A 19168-nucleotide genomic window follows, 5' to 3' on the forward strand; every position below is an offset into this window, starting at 1 on the left:
GCCAGGGCGGTCAGCCCTACGTGTCACAGTGCCCCACTTCGGCCCCGCAAACGGCATGATCGACACGGGCCAGCAGGGATACCGCGACGTCGATGAACCGAAGCCGATCACCCTGCCCAGCAGCGGTGGCGGCATACTTCGGGCATGCACCACGGGAGGCTGTGCTGAACCCGGAGACTGGCGGGCCGACAGTGGCGGTCGTCGAGGCGTACGCCGGATTGGCTCGTCGGGTGCTCGCGGCCCCGGCGCGGTTGGGGCGGACCCGGCTGGTCGCTGTCGACGGGCCGAGCGGCGCGGGTAAGAGCCGGTTCGCCGCGCGGCTCGCGGATGCCCTGGCGGGGCCGCTCGACGGCCGGCCGCCGGTGGTGCACACCGACGACCTGCTCGACGGATGGGACGACCAGGTCACCTTCTGGCCCCGACTCGACGAGGGAGTGCTCGCCCCGCTGCGCAAGGGGGAACCGGGCGCCTACCGGCGGTACAGCTGGGTCCGGCGATGTTTTCTGCCCCGGCCGGTTCCGGTTCCGGTGGCTCCGGTGCTGGTGGTCGAGGGGGTCAGCGCCGCCCGGGCGGTCGTCCGGCCGGAGCTGACGCTGGCGGTGTTCGTCACCGCGCCCGCGCCGCTGCGACTGGCTCGCGCGGTCGACCGGGACGGGCCGGCGATCCTGCCCGAGCTGCGCCGCTGGCATGACGGGGAACGGGCGCACTTCGCCGTCGACGAGACCGCGACCCACGCCGACCTGTTGGTGGATGGCGCGCCGACCCTGCCGCACGACGCGGACCGGTACTACGTGCGGCTTCGCTAGGCGGGCATGGACGTCGGCCACCGACTGCGGCACGATGCGGGGAGCTACGGCGAACGGGGAGCCACCATGACGGCAGCGGACGCGCCAGCGCGGCGTCGGATCACCCTCACCGGAATCAGCTCGCGGGCCTGGGAGCATCCGGCCGACCGGGGTGCCCTGGTCGCGCTGCGGGAGCTGCGTGGTTTCGACGACGTGGTGCGGGCGTTCTTCGGGATGTGGAACGAGCGGGGTTTCCGGCTGTCCGTGCTGGCATCCGGCATCCGGGTCGACCATCGGCAGTACCCGGCGGTGTGGCAGCGCTACACCGAGGCCGCGGCGGCGCTCGACGTGGCCGAGCTGCCCGAGCTGTACGTGACCCAGTCGCCCTGGCTGGGCGCCGAGGCGGTGGGGCTGGAGCGGCCGTTCATCGTGCTCAACTCCGCGTGCGTGCAGCAACTCGACGAGGACGAGCTGCGCTGCCTGCTCGGCCACGAGTTGGGGCACGTGGGCAGCGGGCACGCGGTCTACAAGACCATGCTGATGATCCTCACCCGGTGGGCGGCCAACCTGAGCTGGTTGCCGGTCGGCGCGATCGCGCTGCGGGCCATCATCGCGGCGATGCTGGAGTGGTGGCGTAAGGCGGAACTCTCCGCCGACCGGGCCGGCCTGCTCGCCGGGCAGGACCCGGCCGCCGCGCTGCGGCTGCTGATGAAGCTGGCCGGCGGCGGCGACCTGTCCCAGGTCGACACCACAGCCTTCCTGGAGCAGGCCGCCGAGTACGCCGGCGGCGGCGACCTGCGCGACAGCCTGCACAAGATCCGGATGACCGCGTGGAGCACCCACCCGACGCCGGTGGCACGGGCGGCGCAGCTGCGCCAGTGGATCGACTCCGGGGCGTACGGGCAGGTGCTGGCCGGGGACTATCCGCGCCGCGAGGACGACAGCTCGACAAGCGTCTCCGAGGAGATCAAGGCGGCTGCCGAGTCGTACCGGGAGGAGTTCAGCCGGTCCACCGACCCACTGGTGGGGTTGCTGCGCCGGCTCGGCGACGGCGCGAGCGACGTCGGCGAGTGGGTGGGTGGCACCGCCGGTCGGGCCCGTTCCTGGATGGATGCCGCCACCGAGGCGGCCGGCCGCGCCCACCGTGCCGGCCGGGCCGCCCCCGGCGCGCGGGCCGGCGCCGGCCCCGCCGACAGCGGTGACGGTACGGGCTCCGCCGGCACGCCCCGGTAAGGCCGGCATACGATGCCGGTCATGACCTCACCGATCATGTCCGAGTCCGAGGTGCGGGCCGCCGTCGAGCGGGAGATGCCCGGCGTCCGGGCCGACCTGGAGCGCCTCGTCCGCATTCCCGGCATCGCCTTCGAGGGCTTCGACCACTCGCACGTGGAACGCTCCGCCGAGGCGGTCGCCGAGCTGCTGCGCGGCTGTGGCCTGGACGTCGACATCGTGCGATCCGGCGGCCAGCCGGCGGTGATCGGCCGTCGGGCCGCGCCGCCCGGCGCACCCACCGTCCTGCTCTACGCCCACCACGACGTCCAGCCGGTCGGCGACCGCTCGCTGTGGGAGTCCGACCCGTTCGAGCCGGTGGAGCGGGACGGCCGGCTCTACGCCCGGGGCGCGGCCGACGACAAGGCCGGCATCATGGCGCACGTCGCGGCGCTGCGCGCGTACGGGGACGCACTGCCGGTCGGCGTGGTCCTCTTCATCGAGGGCGAGGAGGAGTACGGCTCCGACTCGCTGGAGCAACTGCTGGCCGAGCACCGCGACGAGCTCACCTCCGACGTCATCGTGATCGCCGACTCCGGCAACTGGGACATCGGCGTACCGGCGTTGACCACCTCGCTGCGGGGCATCGTCAACTGCTTCGTCGAGGTGCGCACACTGGACCACGCGGTGCACAGCGGCATGTTCGGCGGCGCCGTGCCGGACGCGCTGACCGCGCTGGTCCGGCTGTTGGCGACGCTGCACGACGACGCCGGCGACGTGGCAGTGGACGGCCTCGTCGGCCGGGAGGGCGCCACCGTCGACTACCCGGAGGACCGGGTCCGGGCCGAGGCGGGGCTCGCCGACGGCGTGCAGTTCATCGGCACCGGCCGGATCACCGACCGGCTCTGGACCAAGCCGGCGCTGGCCATCCTCGGTGTGGACGCGCCGTCCACCGGTGAGGCGCCGAACGCCCTGGTCCCGGCCGCGAAGGCGAAGCTCAGCATCCGCCTCGCCCCGGGCGACGACCCCAAGCGGGCGTACGCGGCGGTGCGCGCGCACCTGGAGCAGCACGCGCCGTGGGGTGCGCAGGTGACTGTCACGTTCGAACACGACGGCGACCCGTGCGTGATCGACGCGTCCGGGCCGATGTTCGACGCCGCCCGTTCGGCCTTCCGGACCGCCTGGGACGGCACCGCCCCGGTGGACATCGGCGTCGGCGGCTCGATTCCGTTCATCGCGACCTTCCAGGAGATGTTCCCGAAGGCGGCGATCCTGGTGACCGGTGTGGAGGACCCGCACGCCCGCGCGCACGGCCCGAACGAGAGTCTGCACCTGGGGGAGTTCGCCCGGGTCTGCCTCGCCGAGGCGCTGCTTCTGCGTAACGTGGCGGCGGTCGGCGGTTAGGTGTCAGAACGGCAACTTTGGGCCTGATCTGGGAGTTTACGGCGTGTCGGATGGTCGGCTGTTATAGCCTTTCGTACATGAGTACGAACGAGGTGATGGCCCGGTTGGGGGCCGCTGTCAGCGCGCTGGGAGATGTCGATGTCTCCGCGTGGTCCGAGGACACGCTCAACGAACAGCTCGGTGAGCTCTCCGCCGCACTGGTCGCCCTCGACTCGGTGCTCTCCCGGGTCGCCGGCGAGGTCCGCGCCCGAGGTTTGCGCATCGAGGAGCCCGTCTCCGCCTAAGGGCCTGTCGTCCGCGTGAGTGGGCGGCACCCTGCCGACACCGCCCGGGCACGGCAATGCCCGGGCGGTGTCGGAGGTGACTGGCAGGATGAGCTGCGTGCGGTTCCTCGATCTGGCAGCCACGTCCGCCGCCGTCGGCGCCACCAGCGGCCGACGCGCCAAGGTGGAGCTGCTCGCTGACGCGCTGCGCCGGCTCGACCCCGACGAGGTCGAGCCCGGCGCCGGCTATCTCGCCGGTGAGCTGCGCCAACGGCAGACCGGGGTCGGCTACGCGAGCCTGCGTGACCTGCCGCCACCGGCCGCCGAGCCGACGTTGACGGTGGGCGCCGTGGACGCGGCCATCGCGCAGATCGCCGCTGTGCACGGCTCCGGCTCGCAGGCCCGGCGTCGGGCGCTGCTCGGTGCCCTCTACGCGGCGGCGACGGCCGACGAGCAGCGCCTGCTCACCGGCCTGTTCAGTGGCGAGCTACGGCAGGGCGCCCAGGCCGGGCTCCTCGCGGACGCGGTGGCCCGGGCCGCCGAGGTGCCGGTGGCGGCCGTCCGCCGAGCGCTGCTGCTCGCCGGTGATCTCCGGGCGGTTGCGGTGGCCGCGCTGGCCGGCGGGGCCGCCGAGCTGGCCGGGTTCAGTCTCCAGGTCGGCCGGCCACTGGCGCCGATGCTCGCGCAGAGCGCCCCCTCGGTCGACGAGGCGCTCGCCGCGACCGGCACGCCGGCGGTGGTCGACGTGAAGCTCGACGGCATCCGCATCCAGGTGCACCGCTCCGGCGCCGACATCGCCGTGTTCACCCGCAGCCTCGACGACATCACCACCCGGGTGCCCGAGGTGGTCGCTGCGGTCCGGGCCCTGCCCGGCCGGGAGTTGGTCCTCGACGGCGAGGCGATCGGCCTGGACGAGACCGGCCGCCCGCTGCCCTTCCAGCAGACGTCGAGCCGAGCCGCCCGGCGCACCACCCCCAGCACCACCGGGCGCACACCGGTCGCCCCAGCGGTGCTCGCGGCGGCCGCCAGCACGGGCGCGGCGGTGCTCACCCCGTACTTCTTCGACCTGCTCCACCTCGACGGCGAGGATCTGATCGACAGTCCCGGCCGGGAGCGGTGGGCTGCCCTCGCCGGTTCGGTGGATTCGTCGCTGCTGGTCGGGCGGATGGAGGTCGACGATCCGGAGCAGGCCGCCGCCGCGTTCGCCGCCGCGCTCGACGCCGGGCAGGAGGGCGTGGTGGTCAAGGCGCCGGACGCCCCCTACGACGCCGGTCGGCGCGGTGCCGCCTGGGTCAAGGTCAAACCGCGGCACACCCTCGACCTGGTGGTGCTCGCCGTCGAGTGGGGCAGCGGCCGACGCAAGGGCTGGCTGTCCAACCTGCATCTGGGTGCCCGTGATGCCCGCACCGGCGACTTCGTCATGCTCGGCAAGACGTTCAAGGGGCTCACCGACGAGCTGCTGCGGTGGCAGACCGAGCGGTTCCTCGGCCTCGCCGTGGAACGCGGCGACTGGGTGGTCCGGGTCCGGCCCGAGCAGGTGGTCGAGATCGCCTTCGACGGGGTGCAGACGAGTTCGCGCTATCCCGGTGGGATGGCGCTGCGGTTCGCCCGGGTGGTGCGCTATCGCGACGACAAGTCCGCCGCCGAGGCGGACACCATCGACGCGGTCCGCGCCATCCACGCCGGCCGTGTGAGTGGCTGACGGAGCGAGGTCAGGCGGACGCGGTCGGCGTCGGTTCGGCGGCCCGGTCCAGCGGAGCCGGGGCGGTGCCGATGCCGGCGGCCCGGCGGGCCTCCCGACGGGCCACCCAGCCGTAGCCGAAGATGGCCATCACCGCGAAGAGCCACCACTGCACGACGTAGCCGAAGTTCTGCCAGTTGTTGGTGTGCCCGACCGGCACCGCCTTGAACACTGGATCGGCGGCCGGGGTCTGCTCGTCGAGCAGCAGGTAGGCACCGTAGACCGGGTAGGGAAGCTCGCCGGCCAGCCGTGGCACCCCGATCCGCCGGATCTCCAGCAGCCCGTCGCGTCGGGCCACCGCGCCGGCGCCGCTCTCGGTCTCGTGCACCCGACCGACCACAGTCACGTCGCCGGTCGGCGCGGCCGGCACCGACGGCTGGGCGGTCGCCCCACCGGGCGCCGGCGGAATCCAGCCCCGGTCCACCAGCAGCGCCGTGCCGTCGGCGAGCACCAGCGGGGTGAGCACCTCGAAGCCGACCCGGCTGTCCACCGTCCGGCCACGGACCAGCACGGTGTTCGTGGGGTCGTACCGGCCGGTGACGGTGACCCGGGTCCAGACCTTGTCCTCGGCGGGGGCCGGACCGGCCGTTCCCGCGCCGCCGGTGGGAGCGCGCAGCGCATCGGCGAGCGGCGCGGGGGCCATCCGCTGGCCCGCGTCGATCCGCTCGTTGACCTCGGTGCGCCCCCGGTAGCGGTCCAGCTGCCAGTTGCCGAGGAACACCATGACGGCGGCCGCGACCAGGGTCAGCGCGAGAGCGCCCAGCCAGCGTGGGCTCAGCAGGAACCGGTACACGGCACCGAGGCTACTCGTATGACCGGCGCCACTGACCTGGACCGGGCCGGACGGGCCGGGACCGGCGCCCCGGGGCTCCGGCCAGGGCCGGGCCGGGCACCCGGTTGGCGGTGCTCGCGCCTCCAGCCGGGCGGGTATCGTCACGCCGACGGATCGGCCTCGGTCGTCCCGTCGCGTACCCGCCGCCGCTCGCGAGGAGTCGATGATGACCGTCGTGCCGCGCCTGGTGCTCAGCGCGCCGTCCTCCGGGCATGGTAAGAACGCGCTGGCGATCGGGCTGCTCGCCGCCCTGGCCGAGCGAGGGGTCGACGTCGCCGGGTTCAAGCTCGGCCCGGACCACGTCGACGCCGCCTACCTCGGTCTCGCCTCCGGTCGGCCCGGTCGGGTGATCGACCCCCGACTGGTCGGCCTCGACCGGCTCGCCCCGTTGGTGGCGCACGGTGCCGCCGGTGCCGGGCTGGCCGTGGTGCAGGGCAGCATGGGCCTGTACGACTCGGTCGGGGGCCGTCCCGAGCAGGAGTCCACTGCCGCCGCGGCCGCCGCGCTGCGCAGCCCGGTGGTGCTCGTCGTCGACGTGGCCGCGATGGGGCAGTCGGTGGCGGCCCTGGTGCACGGTTTCCGTTCGTACGACGAGCAGTTGTGGCTCGGCGGGGTGATCCTCAACCGGGTGGCGTCGTCGCGGCACGAGGGGATGCTGCGCGAGGCGTTGGACGACGTGGGGGTGCCGGTCTACGGCGCGCTGCGTCGCCAGGACCTGCCGGCGGTGCTGCCGTCGCGGCGGCACGGGGTGGCACCGGTCGTCGACGGCTCGGCCGACGCTGTCCGTGCGATCCGCCGGCTGGGCGAGGCCGTCGCCGCCACTGTCGACCTGGAACGGCTGCTCGGGCTGGCCCGCTCCGCCCCGCCGCTGCCGGCACCGGCCTGGTCTCCCGAGGAGGCCCTCGGCACGTTCACACCCCCGGCGAACCGGCCACTGGTGGCGGTGGCCGGTGGGCCGGGCGGCAGCTTCAGCCACCCGGAGACCACCGAACTGCTGCGGGCCGCCGGCGCCGAGGTCGTCGTGGTCGACCCGCTGCGCGACGAGGCGCTGCCGGTCGGCACCCGCGCGCTGGTCGTCGGCGGCGCGCTGCCCGAGGCGTACGCCGAGCAGTTGTCTGCCAACCGGCGGCTCTGCATCGCGGTGGCCGAGTTGGCGCGGACCGGGCGTCCGGTGATCGCCGAGGGCGCCGGCCTGCTCTGGCTGGCCCGGGAACTGGACGGGCTGCCGATGTGCGGTGTCCTGGACGCGGTCGGTGTCAGCCGGGACGGGGTGGTGGCCGGTTACCGGGAGGCGACCGCCCAGACCGACAGCGTGGTGGCCGCCACCGGTACTGTGCTGGTCGGGCACAAGGCGCACCGTGCGGTGCTCACCCCCCGCGCTGGTCAGCGCCCGGCCTGGAGCTGGGACGGCGGCGCACCGGAGGGCTTCGTCTGGCGCAACGTGCACGCCTCGCAGCTCACAGTGCACTGGGCCAGCCATCCGGCGACCGCCGCCCGGTTGGTCGCCGCGGCTGCGGCCGACCCGACGAGCGAGGTGGTGCCCGCGCAGTCGGGTGAGGTGTCGGTGTGATCGGTCAGGTGGCGGTGCGCCGGTTCCCGGCGTTGACCGTCTCCACCCCGCGTACGGAGGTGCGTCAGCTCACGGCGGCCGACGCGGCGGCGGCCGGGGAGATCTTCGCCGACAAGCTGACCCGGCGTTGGCTGCCGCTGCCCGACGACTCCGGCCCGATCGACGGGCTGGCCTGGTGCACCGATCTGGCCCGGCAGCGACGCGACAGCGGGGAGGGCGACCACTACGCGGTGCTCCGGCGCGAGGACGACCAGGTGGTGGGCTCGCTGTGGACCCGGCGTACCGACTGGGGCGCCCGCCTCACCGAGATCTCCTACGCGATGGCGGCGCACGCGCGGGGCTTCGGCTTCGCCGCCGAGGCGGTCGACGCGGTGGCCATCGCGCTGATCCTGGAGCACGGCTTCCAGCGGGTCGAGCTGCGGGTGGCACCCGGTAACCTGGCCTCGCGCCGGGTCGCCGAGAAGGCCGGGTTCAGCTACGAGGGCCTGCTGCGCAACGCCGGCTTCGTCAGCGGCGGCCGGGTGGATCTGGAACTCTGGTCGTTCGTCGCCGCCGACCTGCGCTGAGCCGCGCGCTCCGACCCGCGACCCGTCAGCCGACGATGGCGTCCGATGGTGGGGTGAACTGGCGGGTCGGTGTGCCCTTCAGGCCGTCGCGCAGGGTCTCCGAAACCGCCTTGATCGGGATCTGGGACTGCCCGTCACCGACGGCGTTGAACGGATTGTCCGGGTCGGAGATGAAGCTCGCCGCGGCCAACTCCGGGGTGTAGCCAACGAACCAGGCGGACCGGGTGCTGTCGGTCGTACCGGTCTTGCCGGCCACCGGACGTCCGACGGTGCCCCGCACGCTGTCGGCGGTGGACCAGCCGCCGCAGCTGCCGCGCGCCGGGGTGTCTCCGGTCGGGCAGCGGGCCGCGTCGGTGGCCGCCCGCGCGGCGTCCGCGCTCACGACCTGCCGGCAGCGCGGCTTGGCCACTTCGCGGTGGAGGCCGCCCGGGGTGGCGTACGTGGCGGGTGTGCCGTCCCGGTTCATGATCGCTTGCACGGGGATGGCCTCGCAGTAGCGGCCGTCGGCAGCGATGGCGGCGTACGCGTTCGCCATCTCCAGCGGGGTGGCGTCGGAGACGCCCAGGGTGAACGCACCCCACTTCTTAGCCTTGTCCGGGGACGCGTGATCCCGGTCGACGTCGGTGCGCCACCGCAGCCCGAGCTGCTCGGCCAACCGGACGGCCCGGTCCGCGCCGACCTTCTCCTCCAGCCACACGAAGTACGTGTTCACCGACTTGCCGAAGCCGGACCACATGGTCTGCTGACCGGACATCGCGCCGCTGGCGTTGGAGGGCGACCAGCCGTCGTAGACCTCGGAGCGGTAGCGGTGTGGGGCGTTGAACGAGGTGGAGAGGGGCATCCCCGCGTCGAGCGCGGCCAGCATCGGGAACATCTTGAACGTCGAGCCGGCCTGGTAGCCGGCCAGGTCACCGCCGCCGAGCAGCGGTGCCACGGTGTTCGGGTAGTTGGCCTTCACCTTCGGCCCGGCCTCGGGGTTGGAGCTCTGCGGGTTGTCGGCCAGGTCCAGCGAGTACGTCCGGTTCACCGCCATGGCCTTCACCCGCCCGGTGCCCGGCTCGGAGACCACGATGCCGTTGGCGAACGGACTGCCGGTGGCCTCCTTGGCGCCGACGTTCTTCTCCGCCGCTGCCTGGACCTTCGGGTCGAGGCTGAGCACGATCCGGTAGCCGCCCCGGCGCAGGTTGTCCATCCGTTCCAGCCGGTTCGCGCCGAACGCGGGCTGCGCGCTCCACCAGTTCTTCAGGTAGTCGCAGGCGAAGCCCCAGCTGTTGTACTTCTCCGCCACGGCGGCGCAGTCGTGCGGTGGGGTGGTCAGCTTGAGTCGGATCGGCTCGGACTTGGCGGCGGCGGCCGAGTCGGGGGAGAGGTAGCCGAGCTGGCTCATCCGGTCCAGCACGTAGTTGCGCCGCCCGGTGGCCTCCTTCTGGTCGGAGTCGGCCGGGTCGTACTCGGAGGGGGACTTGACCAGGCCGGCGAGGGTGGCGGCCTCGACCGGGGTGAGGTCCTTCGGGGTCTTGGAGAAGAAGATCTCGCTGGCGGCGTAGATGCCGTACGCCCGGTGTCCGAAGTACGCCGAGTTCAGGTAGCGCTCCATGATCTGTTCCTTGCTCAGCTCCTTCTCCAGGTCCAGCGCCATCCGCATCTCCTTGACCTTGCGAATGCTGGTCTGCTGGGTGGCCTCCTGGACCTCCTTGGGCGTGGTCGCGCTGTCCCGCAGGGCCATCCGGACGTACTGCATGGTCAGCGTCGACGCGCCCTGGGAGCCGCCGGAGCGGGCGTTGGACACGAAGGCGCGGGCCACGCCCTTCGGGTCGACGCCGTGGTGCTGGTAGAAGCGGGAGTCCTCGGCGGCCACGATCGCCTGCTGGATGTTCGGCGACATGTCCGACAGCTTGGTGTACTGCCGGTACTCCTCGTAGAACATGGTCAGCACGGTCTTGCCGTCCGGGCCGTAGACGTACGAGGTCTCGGCGGGCAGGGCGGTCTTCAGCACCCGGGTCTTCTGTTCGACGGCGTGCGCGGTGGCCTTCGCGCCGAGCCCGGTGAGGGCGACCAGTGGGTACGCGGCGGCGGCGATCACGATTCCGGCGATCAGTCCGGCGCGGAGGAGAGGGACGAGACGACCAGCGGCAGCAAGGGGTCGGTTGCTCACCTGGTTAAGTTATGACATTTCCGATTCATACATGAGAAGAACTCTTAAACCGGCGAGTGGTGACGCGGCTTACGCCGACATCGACTGTCCCACCGGCCACCTTCCCGGCAGGATCGCGGACATGTCTGATCAGCCGAGCGCTGTCGCCCCTCCCACCGGGGTCGAGCCGGACCTCGCCCACCACGGCGACGCGGAGGCCACCGCCGGCCTGATCGACCTCGCCGTCAACGTACGGCGGGCGCGGCCCCCCTCCTGGCTGGCCGACCCGATCGCCGCCACCCTGACCGACCTGGCCCGCTATCCGGACCCGGCGCCGGCCCGGGCGGCCGTCGCCGCCCGACACCGCCGTCACCCGAACGAGGTGCTGCTCACCGCCGGCGCCGCCGAGGGCTTCGTCCTCATCGCCCAGGCGCTGCGCGGCGTTCGCCGCCCCGTGGTGGTGCACCCCCAGTTCACCGAGCCGGAGGCGGCGCTTCGGGCCGCCGGACATCCGGTCGAGCGGGTGCTGCTCGACGCCTCCGACGACTTCCGGCTCGACCCGTCCCGGGTGCCCGCCGACTCCGACCTCGTGATGATCGGCAACCCGACGAACCCGACCTCGGTGCTGCACCCCGCCCAGACGGTGGCCGCGTTGGCCCGCCCCGGCCGGGTGCTGGTGGTCGACGAGGCGTTCGCCGACACCACCATGGCCGTCGGGCACCCCGGCGAGCCGGAGTCGCTGGCCGAACGCCGCGACCTGCCCGGGCTGCTCGTGGTGCGCAGCCTCACCAAGACGTGGGGCCTGGCCGGGCTGCGGATCGGCTACCTGCTCGGTGCCGCGGAGCTGCTGTCCCAGCTGGCCGCCGTCCAACCGCTCTGGGCCGTCTCCACGCCCGCGCTGGCAGCCGCGTCGGCCTGCGCCAGCAGCGTCGCGGTCCAGGCCGAACGCGCGATCGCCGCCGACCTCGCCGCCGACCGCGACCACCTGGTCGCGCGCCTCGCCGACCTGCCCGGTGTACGCGTCGTCGGCCGTCCCGCCAGCGCGTTCGTCCTGCTGCACCTGCCGGGCGCGACAGCGATCCGGGCCGCCCTGCGCGAGCGCGGCTGGGCGGTGCGCCGAGGCGACACGTTCCCTGGCCTCGGCCCGGACTGGCTGCGGGTGGCCGTGCGCGACCGAAACACCACCGACGCGTTCATCGACGTGCTGCGCGAGACCATGGAGGCATGATGCTGGAGACCACGATCGCGGCGATCCGCCCGGCGGACGAAGCGGCCATGGCCGCCGCCCGGGAACTGCACGGCCGGCTCACCAAGCCGGCGGGCTCGCTGGGCGCGCTGGAGGAGCTTTCGGTACGCCTCGCCGGCCTGGCCGGAGCCTGCCCACCACCGCTGCCCGAGCCGGCCGCGGTGGCGATCTTCGCCGGTGACCACGGGGTGCACGCCCAGGGGGTGAGCCCCTGGCCGCAGGAGGTCACCGCGCAGATGATCGGCAACTTCCTGGCCGGTGGAGCGGTGGTCAACGCGTTCGCCCGGCAGGCCGGCGCCTCGGTCACAGTGGTCGACGTCGGCGTGGCCACCCCGCTGCCCACCGACCCGGCTGTCGCCGATGCGGCTGGGCTCGATCCGGCCGTGCTCGACCCGGCTGTGCCCCGGCTGGTTGTCGCGTCCGTCCGCCGGGGCACCCGGGACCTCGCGGTGACCGCCGCGCTGACCCGCGACGAGGCGCTGGCGGCTGTGCAGACCGGCATCCGGATCGCCGACGAGTTGATCGACGCCGGCGCCGGCATCCTGCTCACCGGGGACATGGGCATCGGCAACACCACCCCGGCGGCCGCGCTGATCGCCGCGTTCACCGGCGTCGACGCGCTCGACGCCACCGGTCGGGGCACCGGGGTCGACGACCCCACGTACGCCCACAAGGTGGCGGTGGTGCGGGCCGCGCTGGCCCGGCACATCCCCGACCCGACCGACCCGCTGGGGGTGCTGGCCGCCGTCGGTGGCCTGGAGCACGCCGCCCTGGCCGGGCTGATCCTGGGGGCCGCGGCGCGCCGCACACCGGTGCTGCTGGACGGTGTGATCGCGGTCTCGGCAGCGCTCGCCGCCGCCGCGTTCGCCCCGGACGCGGTCAGCGCCATGGTCGCCGGCCACCGCTCGGCCGAGCCCGGTGCCACTGTGGCGCTGCGCCACCTCGGCCTCGACCCGCTGATCGACCTGGGGCTGCGCCTCGGCGAGGGCACCGGCGCCCTGCTGGCGTTGCCCGTGGTCACCGGCGCGGTCCGGGTGCTGCACGAGGTGGCCACGTTCGACTCCGCCGGAGTGGCCGAGAAGTGACCACGCGCAGCGAACGAACCCTCCGCCCCGGTGGTGCGGCGTGACCTCCAATCCGTACCCCCTCGGTTTGCGGCTGCACGGGCGGCGTGTGGTCGTGGTGGGCGGCGGCGCGGTCGCCACCCGGCGCGTACCCGCGCTGCTGGACTCCGGTGCGGACGTCCTGCTGGTCTCCCCGGAGCTGACCCCGGCGTTGCGCGCCCGGGCCGACGCGGGTCGGCTGCACTGGGTGCCGCGCCGGTTCCTGCCCGAGGACCTGGACGGCGCCTGGCTGGTCCACGTCGCGATCGACGACCCGATGGCGGCGGCCTCGGTGAGCGCCGTCGCCGCCGAGCGGCGGATCTTCTGCGTCCGGGCCGACGACCGCACGGCCGCCACCGCCTGGACCCCGGCGGTGACCCGGCACGGCCCGGTCACCGTGGCGGTGCTCGGCGGCGGCGACCCCCGCCGTGCGATGACAGTCCGCGACGCGATCCGCGACCTCCTGGCGGTCCGGCTGGCACCGGAGGGGACCGCTCCGACGCGGAGCCGACCCGACGCTGCTACCGGTGGGCCGCAGCGAGGGCGGGTGGCGCTGGTCGGGGCGGGGCCGGGTGACCCGGAGCTGATCACCGTGAAGGGTTGGCGGCTGCTCACCGAGGCCGACGTGGTGGTCGCCGACCGGCTGGTGCCCGGGCTGCTCCTGGACGAGCTGCGCCCGGACGTCGAGCTGGTGGACGCCTCGAAGATCCCCTACGGCCCGTCCCGGGCCCAGGAGGAGATCAACCAGATCCTTGTCGACCGGGCCCTGGCCGGCGCCTTCGTGGTGCGGCTCAAGGGCGGTGACCCGTACGTCTTCGGCCGCGGCGGTGAGGAACTGCTGGCCTGCGCGGCGGCCGGCGTGCCGGTGACAGTGGTGCCCGGGGTGACCAGCTCCATCGCCGCGCCGGCCGCGGCCGGCATCCCGGTCACCCATCGGGGGGTGGCGCACGAGTTCACAGTGGTCTCCGGGCACCTGGCACCCGACGCGCCGGCCTCACTGGTGCGCTGGGACGCCCTCGCCGGTCTGCACGGCACCCTGGTGATCCTGATGGGGCTCAAGAACCTCGCCGCCATCACGGCCACCCTGATCGCCAACGGTCGGTCACCGCAGACGCCGGCCGCCGTCGTCCAGGAAGCCACCACCGGCACCCAGCGGGTCCTGCGGTCCACGCTGGGCGAGGTGGCCGCCGACCTGCTCGCCGCCGACCTGCGCCCGCCCGCCGTCGTCGTGGTGGGAGACGTGGTGGGCGCGCTCGACGCCTGAGACAGACGACGGGGCCGGAGCATGCGCTCCGGCCCCGTCGTACGAGCTGTCGACTACTGCTTGAGCATGTTGTCCAGCAGCAGGGCGCAGCGGATCAGCCCGAGGTGGCTGTACGCCTGCGGGTGGTTGCCCAGCCCGCGCTCGGCGAGCGGGTCGTACTGCTCGGGGAGCAGGCCGGTCGGGCCGGCGGTCAGCACCATCTGCGCGAACAGTTCCTCGGCGTCGGTGCGGCGGCCGGTGCGCAGATACGCCTCGATCAGCCACGCCGTGCAGATGTGGAAACCGCCCTCACGGCCGGGCAGGCCGTCGTCCCAGTGGTAGCGGTAGACGACCGGGCCGCTGCGCAGGTCCGCCTCGATCCGCAGGACCGTGGACAGGAAGCGCGGGTCGTCGCCCGGGAGCAGGCCGGAGAGCCCGATCCAGAGCGACGAGGCGTCCATGTCCTCGTCCCCGTACGCGACGCTGTACGCCTCGACGTCGGAGTGCCAGCCGTGCTCCAGCACGTTGGCGCCGATCCGGTCCCGCAGGTCCTTCCACTCGGGCCGGTCCTCGCCGCCGTGCTCGCGCATCACGTGCAGCGCGCGGTCGACTGTCATCCAGCACATCACCTTGGAGAAGACGTGGTGCCGGGGTGGCAGCCGGGCCTCCCAGATGCCGTGGTCCGGCTCGTGCCAGCGGCGGCGGACCGCCTCGACCATGTTCTCCAGGACCCGCCACTCGTCGTCGCGGACCGAACCGCGAGCGTCGGCGACGGCCGCGATCAGGTCGGCGATCGGGCCGAAGACGTCCAACTGCAACTGGTGGTTGGCCAGGTTGCCGACCCGGACCGGCCGGGAGCCGGCGTACCCGGGCAGCGTGTCGATGACCGCCTCGGCGCCCAGCTCGTAACCGTCGATGGTGTAGAGCGGGTGCAGTCGCTCCGGGTGCCCGCCGGTGCGCTCGATGCAGCCGTCCACCCAGCGCAGCAGCGCCTCGGCCTCCTCGACGGAGCCCAGGTCGACAAGTGCGCGGGCGGTCAGCGCGGCGTCCCGCAACCAGCAGTACCGGTAGTCCCAGTTGCGGACGCCGCCCAGCTCCTCGGGGAGCGAGGTGGTCGCCGCGGCCAGGATCGAGCCGGTGGCCTCGTGGCAGAGCCCGCGCAGGGTGAGGGCGCTGCGCGCGACCAGGTCACGAGCGGTGGACGGCAGCCGCAGCGACGCCACCCAGTCCTTCCACGGCTGCTCGGCGGCGGCCTGCCGCTCGTGGATCGGGACCCGGTGGTGCTCCAGGCTGTGCGTGCCGAAGCGCAGCTCCAGCACGACCTGCCCACCGGCGGCGGAGAGGTCGACGATGGCCTTGGCGGTCTCGTAACCCCCGTCGTTGCCAACCTCCCACTCCACGCCGGGGGCGTAGAGCGCGACCGGTTCGTTGGAGCCGAGCACCAGCAGGCCGTCGCCGAGCGGCTGCAACTGCACGGCGACCTGACCGAACTCCGGCCTCGGCGCGAACTCCACCCGGGCCTTGCCACTGCCGGTGAGCACCCGGACCAGGGTCGAGTCGCCGGTGATGACCGCCGGGCTGTCGTCCGGAGTGGTCTCCCGGGCCGGCTTGTCCAGCCAGTCGGTGACGGTGAGCCCGGACCAGCGGGTTTCCACTGTCATCGTGCCGGAGCGGTAGCGCTGACCCAGCGGGATGCCGCCGCGTTCCGGGGCGACGCTGAAGTGGCCGGCCGGGCTGCCACCGACCAGGTCGGCGAAGATCGCCGCCGAGTCCGGCTTGGGGTGGCAGAGCCAGCTCACCTTGGCCTCGGGGGTCAGCAGAGCGACGGTACGACCGTTGGCCAGCATGGAGTGCCGCTCGATCGGCACCGCCCGCTCGCCGAACAGCCAGTGCCGCCGGGTCTCCAGCAGCAGCGCCAGCGCGCGGGCGGCCTCCAGCGGGTCGGCGACCCGGTAGCTGGCCTGGGTGTCGCCGGGGCCGATCTTGATGCCGAGGTCGGGGCCGTGCAGGTGGCCGAACGCGTTCTCGTCGGTGATGTCGTCGCCGATGAAGAGCACCGCGCTGGAGGCGAGCTGGGTCCGGAGCTGGTCGAGTGCGGTGCCCTTGTGGGTGGCCACCACGGAGAGCTCGATGACCTCCTTGCCCTGGGTCACCGTGACGCCGTCGAAGGTGGCCGGACCGTTGCGGACCGCCTCGATGGCGGCGGCGGCGATCTGCGGGTCGACGCCGCGGGTGTGCATCGCGACGCTTGCCGGTTTGCGTTCCAGCCGGATGCCCGGGTGCTGGGCCGCGATCTCGCGCAGGGCGTTGCGGACCTGGGTCCGCACGGCGACCAGCTCGGGGGAGAGCCGCTCGACGAAGCCGATGTCGAATTCGGAGCCGTGGCTGCCGACGAGGTGCACCTCGCTGGGCAACCGGGACAGTGCGGCCAGGTCGCGCAGCGCCCGACCGGAGACCACCGCCACGGTGGTCTGTGGCAGCGCGGCGAGCGCGCGGACCGCCGCTACCGACTCGGGCAGCGGGACGGCCGTGCTCGGGTCCTCCACGATCGGCGCCAGCGTGCCGTCATAGTCGCAGGCGACCAGGAGCTGGGGGACCCGGGCGATCCGGCCGATGGCGGAACGCAACTCAGGGTCCATGACCCCGGTGGCGGTTGCCGCCCCATCGTTGACGGGCGTGTTCACTCGGCCTCCGCCTCGGGAACTCCGAGCTCCGAGAGGAAAGACTTGGCCCAGTGACCCACGTCGTGGGTACGCAGGTGACGTTGCATTGTCCGCATCCGGCGGCGTGCCTCGGTTTTCTCCACGTGCACTGCCCGGAGGAGGGCGTCCTTGACCGCGTCCGGGTCGTGCGGGTTACACAAAAATGCCTGGCGAAGCTCGGTGGCGGCGCCGGCGAACTCACTGAGTACGAGCGCGCCACCCTGGTCGGCACGTGATGCTACGTATTCCTTCGCCACGAGGTTCATTCCGTCTCGCAGCGGGGTCACCATCATCACGTCGGCAGCAACGTACATCGCCGCCAGCTCACTGCGACTGTACGACTGATGGAGGTAATGGACCGCCGGCACGCCGACCCTGCCGAACTCGCCGTTGATCCGACCGACCTCGCGCTCCACCTTCACCCGTAGTGCCTGGTAGTGCTCCACGCGCTCGCGGCTGGGCGTGGCGACCTGAACCATGACCGCGTCGGGAACTGTCAACTTTCCGTCAGCCAGCAGCTCCCGGAAGGCCTTGAGGCGCAACTCGATGCCCTTGGTGTAATCCAGCCGGTCCACGCCCAGGATTATCGTCTTCGGATCGCCCAATTCGGCGCGAATCTGCTTGGCCCGGGCCTGGATGGCCGGATCGGCGGCCATCCGTTCCATCTCCTGGGTGTCGATCGAGATGGGGAAGGCGCCCGCCTTCACCTGCCGACCGTCGACCTGGATCATCTGGCCCTCGTAGCGCAGCCCCAGCAGGTGCCGGGCCAGCCGGACGAAGTTCTGCGCGGCCAACCGCTGCTGGAAACCGACAAGGTCGGCGCCGAGCAGACCGCGCAGGATCTCGGTGCGGAACGGCATCTGCATGAACAGCTCGATCGGCGGGAACGGGATGTGCAGGAAGAACCCGATCCGCAGGTCCGGACGGAGCTCACGCAGCATCGCCGGCACCAACTGGAGCTGGTAGTCCTGCACCCAGACCGTCGCGCCCTCGGCCGCCACGTCGGCCGCGGCCTCCGCGAACCGGGCATTGACCAGGCGGTACGCCTCCCGCCACCGGCGCTTGTAGGCCGGCGTCTCCACCGCGTCGTGGTAGAGCGGCCAGATCGTCGCGTTGGACTGGCCCTCGTAGTAGCGCTCCAGTTCCTCGGCGCTGAGCGGGACCGGGTGCAGCCGGATCCCCTCCAGGTCGAACGGCTCGGGGGCCGCGCCGGTGCCACCGGCCCAGCCGACCCAGGTGCCCTTGTGTTCGGCGAGTACGGGGTGCAGCGCGGTGACCAGCCCGCCAGGGCTGCGTCGCCACTGCCGGCCCTCGGGTGTGCTCACCTCGTCGACCGGCAGACGGTTCGCCACTACGACAAAGGAGCTACGGACGGTCACGATCGGCCACCTCCGGGTACTGACGGGTCCACCGCGATGAGCGTACTGAGCGTAGCTGCGGCGTCTTGTGCCCCGTGCCGGAGTCTCCTACCCGCCTCGGTCCGACCGAATCCTAAGGGTGATCTTGTCGACAGCCGGTGGGTCAGAGGTCGATGATCGGCCATTCCTTCGGCAGTACCTCGCCGAGCAGCTCCCGCCGGTCCGTCATGATCGGTGTGATCGCCCGAGCCGCCTCCATCGCAGCCTGGGCCAGGTCCATGCCGCCGAGGGTTCGTGACCAGCCGCCGAGGATGGCGCACATGTCGTGCTCGACGGGCGTGACCATGACCTGCTCCAGATCGCCGACGATGTCGAGCAGTGGCCAGCCGTCGCTGGTCACCTGGCGGTACGCGGCGGCGAGGCAGAGCGCCGGGATGATCACGCCCTGCCCCTTGTCCGCGACTTTCGCGATCTGCTCCCCGACCGCTTCCATGCCTTCCGAGTAGGCGAGGAGGCAGCCCGTGTCGAGGACGAGGCCGGCATCAGTCACGAATGGTCATCCGTCCGCGAGACGCCTCGCCCAGCAGCGCGGCTGCCTTGGATCGCAGTTCCGGGGTGATCTTCGCGTGAGCCTCGTCGAGCTTCCTGCCCGCCTCTGCGAGGCCTTCGTCCGTGAGTTGGAAGCCCACCTGTCGAAGCGTCCGCCTCGTGCGCTCGCCAGCCATCCGCTGACGAACGGAGTCGGTGATGAAAGCGGAGACGTTGGATTCCTCGGCCAGCCGCTCCGCCACGTCATCCGGCACGCTGATGGCGATCTTCTTGGTCATACCGAGGACGCTAGCGGGTGATACCACGGTCGGCAACGCGGCGCGCCCGCGTACTCCTGGGGCGGGGTGATGTGGGCGAAGCGCGCCGTACCTGTCAGGATTGACGATGGCGTGCGCGCGGCCGGCTCCAGGCCGGCGGCGGCGGGCGGTCCTCGCAGCCCGCGCCGCGCCGCCGATCAGCGACA

Annotated in this window: 16 protein-coding genes; 10 read left to right on the forward strand and 6 right to left on the reverse strand. The window is 72.9% G+C overall.

Going from position 1 to position 19168, the window contains the following annotated elements:
* Positions 1 to 92: 92 nt before the first annotated feature.
* From OH804_RS34450 to OH804_RS34470, 5 genes are all read left to right on the forward strand, one after another.
* Positions 93 to 806 (forward strand): uridine kinase, encoded by a 714-nt coding sequence (locus OH804_RS34450; RefSeq protein WP_406061839.1) that lies wholly within the window; start codon positions 93 to 95, stop codon positions 804 to 806.
* 66 nt (positions 807 to 872) lie between these two features.
* A complete protein-coding gene (locus OH804_RS34455) occupies positions 873 to 2018 on the forward strand; it encodes a M48 family metallopeptidase (RefSeq protein WP_196919375.1) in 1146 nt (381 codons plus the stop codon).
* Between the two features lie 36 nt (positions 2019 to 2054).
* Positions 2055 to 3398, forward strand: coding sequence for a dipeptidase (locus OH804_RS34460; protein ID WP_196924602.1), 1344 nt, complete (start codon positions 2055 to 2057; stop codon positions 3396 to 3398).
* A gap of 77 nt (positions 3399 to 3475) precedes the next feature.
* Positions 3476 to 3682, forward strand: a complete 207-nt coding sequence (locus tag OH804_RS34465; RefSeq protein WP_030333429.1) for a hypothetical protein — start codon at positions 3476 to 3478, stop codon at positions 3680 to 3682.
* Between the two features lie 88 nt (positions 3683 to 3770).
* On the forward strand, positions 3771 to 5363 hold the full coding sequence (locus tag OH804_RS34470; RefSeq protein WP_406061842.1) for an ATP-dependent DNA ligase: 1593 nt from the start codon (positions 3771 to 3773) through the stop codon (positions 5361 to 5363).
* A 10-nt stretch (positions 5364 to 5373) separates the two neighbouring features.
* Here OH804_RS34470 and OH804_RS34475 read toward each other — a convergent pair whose 3' ends face one another.
* Positions 5374 to 6195, reverse strand: a complete 822-nt coding sequence (locus OH804_RS34475) for an SURF1 family protein (protein WP_406061844.1) — start codon at positions 6193 to 6195, stop codon at positions 5374 to 5376.
* A gap of 205 nt (positions 6196 to 6400) precedes the next feature.
* On the opposite strand from OH804_RS34475, the gene OH804_RS34480 reads away from it, so the two are divergent.
* A complete protein-coding gene (locus OH804_RS34480; protein ID WP_406061846.1) occupies positions 6401 to 7804 on the forward strand; it encodes a cobyrinate a,c-diamide synthase in 1404 nt (467 codons plus the stop codon).
* Positions 7801 to 8370: a GNAT family N-acetyltransferase gene (locus OH804_RS34485; protein WP_091405515.1), complete on the forward strand. Its 570-nt coding sequence runs from the start codon at positions 7801 to 7803 to the stop codon at positions 8368 to 8370. The genes OH804_RS34480 and OH804_RS34485 overlap by 4 nt, the downstream gene beginning before the upstream one ends.
* 25 nt (positions 8371 to 8395) lie before the next feature.
* Here the strand turns inward: OH804_RS34485 and OH804_RS34490 are convergent, their stop codons facing one another.
* A complete protein-coding gene (locus OH804_RS34490; protein ID WP_196919371.1) occupies positions 8396 to 10525 on the reverse strand; it encodes a transglycosylase domain-containing protein in 2130 nt (709 codons plus the stop codon).
* Positions 10526 to 10646: 121 nt separating this feature from the next.
* On the opposite strand from OH804_RS34490, the gene cobC reads away from it, so the two are divergent.
* From cobC to cobA, 3 genes are read left to right on the forward strand one after another with little or no spacing between them, the layout of a single operon-like run.
* Positions 10647 to 11732, forward strand: coding sequence for an Rv2231c family pyridoxal phosphate-dependent protein CobC (gene cobC / locus OH804_RS34495; protein WP_196919370.1), 1086 nt, complete (start codon positions 10647 to 10649; stop codon positions 11730 to 11732).
* Positions 11732 to 12835, forward strand: a complete 1104-nt coding sequence (gene cobT / locus OH804_RS34500; protein ID WP_196919369.1) for a nicotinate-nucleotide--dimethylbenzimidazole phosphoribosyltransferase — start codon at positions 11732 to 11734, stop codon at positions 12833 to 12835. Before cobC ends, cobT begins: the two co-directional genes overlap by 1 nt.
* Before the next feature lie 40 nt (positions 12836 to 12875).
* Positions 12876 to 14117 (forward strand): uroporphyrinogen-III C-methyltransferase, encoded by a 1242-nt coding sequence (gene cobA / locus OH804_RS34505; protein ID WP_406061850.1) that lies wholly within the window; start codon positions 12876 to 12878, stop codon positions 14115 to 14117.
* Positions 14118 to 14170: 53 nt separating this feature from the next.
* Here cobA and otsB read toward each other — a convergent pair whose 3' ends face one another.
* The 4 genes from otsB to OH804_RS34525 all read right to left on the reverse strand — a co-directional run bounded on the left by otsB (position 14171) and on the right by OH804_RS34525 (position 18983).
* A complete protein-coding gene (gene otsB, locus OH804_RS34510) occupies positions 14171 to 16735 on the reverse strand; it encodes a trehalose-phosphatase (RefSeq protein ID WP_196924601.1) in 2565 nt (854 codons plus the stop codon).
* 41 nt (positions 16736 to 16776) lie between these two features.
* The gene (locus tag OH804_RS34515; protein ID WP_030333449.1) at positions 16777 to 18177 is read right to left on the reverse strand and encodes a trehalose-6-phosphate synthase; all 1401 of its coding nucleotides are present in this window, start codon (positions 18175 to 18177) and stop codon (positions 16777 to 16779) included.
* Between the two features lie 142 nt (positions 18178 to 18319).
* Positions 18320 to 18706 carry a hypothetical protein gene (locus tag OH804_RS34520; RefSeq protein ID WP_196919367.1) on the reverse strand — a complete coding sequence of 129 codons (387 nt, stop codon included), beginning with the start codon at positions 18704 to 18706 and terminating at the stop codon, positions 18320 to 18322.
* Positions 18699 to 18983 (reverse strand): hypothetical protein, encoded by a 285-nt coding sequence (locus OH804_RS34525; RefSeq protein ID WP_196919366.1) that lies wholly within the window; start codon positions 18981 to 18983, stop codon positions 18699 to 18701. The genes OH804_RS34520 and OH804_RS34525 overlap by 8 nt, the downstream gene beginning before the upstream one ends.
* Positions 18984 to 19168: the final 185 nt, after the last annotated feature.

The organism is Micromonospora sp. NBC_00860 (genome assembly GCF_045207375.1).
Taxonomy (GTDB): Bacteria; Actinomycetota; Actinomycetes; order Mycobacteriales; family Micromonosporaceae; genus Micromonospora; species Micromonospora vinacea.

What these genes read in the sequence shown, in the direction of transcription:
- OH804_RS34450 (WP_406061839.1), top strand. Translation starts at nt 93, where the DNA reads ATGAACCGAAGCCGATCACCCTGCCCAGCAGCGGTGGCGGCATACTTC.
- OH804_RS34455 (WP_196919375.1), top strand. Translation starts at nt 873, where the DNA reads ATGACGGCAGCGGACGCGCCAGCGCGGCGTCGGATCACCCTCACCGGA.
- OH804_RS34460 (WP_196924602.1), top strand. Translation starts at nt 2,055, where the DNA reads ATGTCCGAGTCCGAGGTGCGGGCCGCCGTCGAGCGGGAGATGCCCGGC.
- OH804_RS34465 (WP_030333429.1), top strand. Translation starts at nt 3,476, where the DNA reads ATGAGTACGAACGAGGTGATGGCCCGGTTGGGGGCCGCTGTCAGCGCG.
- OH804_RS34470 (WP_406061842.1), top strand. Translation starts at nt 3,771, where the DNA reads ATGAGCTGCGTGCGGTTCCTCGATCTGGCAGCCACGTCCGCCGCCGTC.
- OH804_RS34480 (WP_406061846.1), top strand. Translation starts at nt 6,401, where the DNA reads ATGACCGTCGTGCCGCGCCTGGTGCTCAGCGCGCCGTCCTCCGGGCAT.
- cobC (WP_196919370.1), top strand. Translation starts at nt 10,647, where the DNA reads ATGTCTGATCAGCCGAGCGCTGTCGCCCCTCCCACCGGGGTCGAGCCG.
- cobT (WP_196919369.1), top strand. Translation starts at nt 11,732, where the DNA reads ATGCTGGAGACCACGATCGCGGCGATCCGCCCGGCGGACGAAGCGGCC.
- otsB (WP_196924601.1), bottom strand. Translation starts at nt 16,735, where the DNA reads ATGGACCCTGAGTTGCGTTCCGCCATCGGCCGGATCGCCCGGGTCCCC.
- OH804_RS34525 (WP_196919366.1), bottom strand. Translation starts at nt 18,983, where the DNA reads ATGACCAAGAAGATCGCCATCAGCGTGCCGGATGACGTGGCGGAGCGG.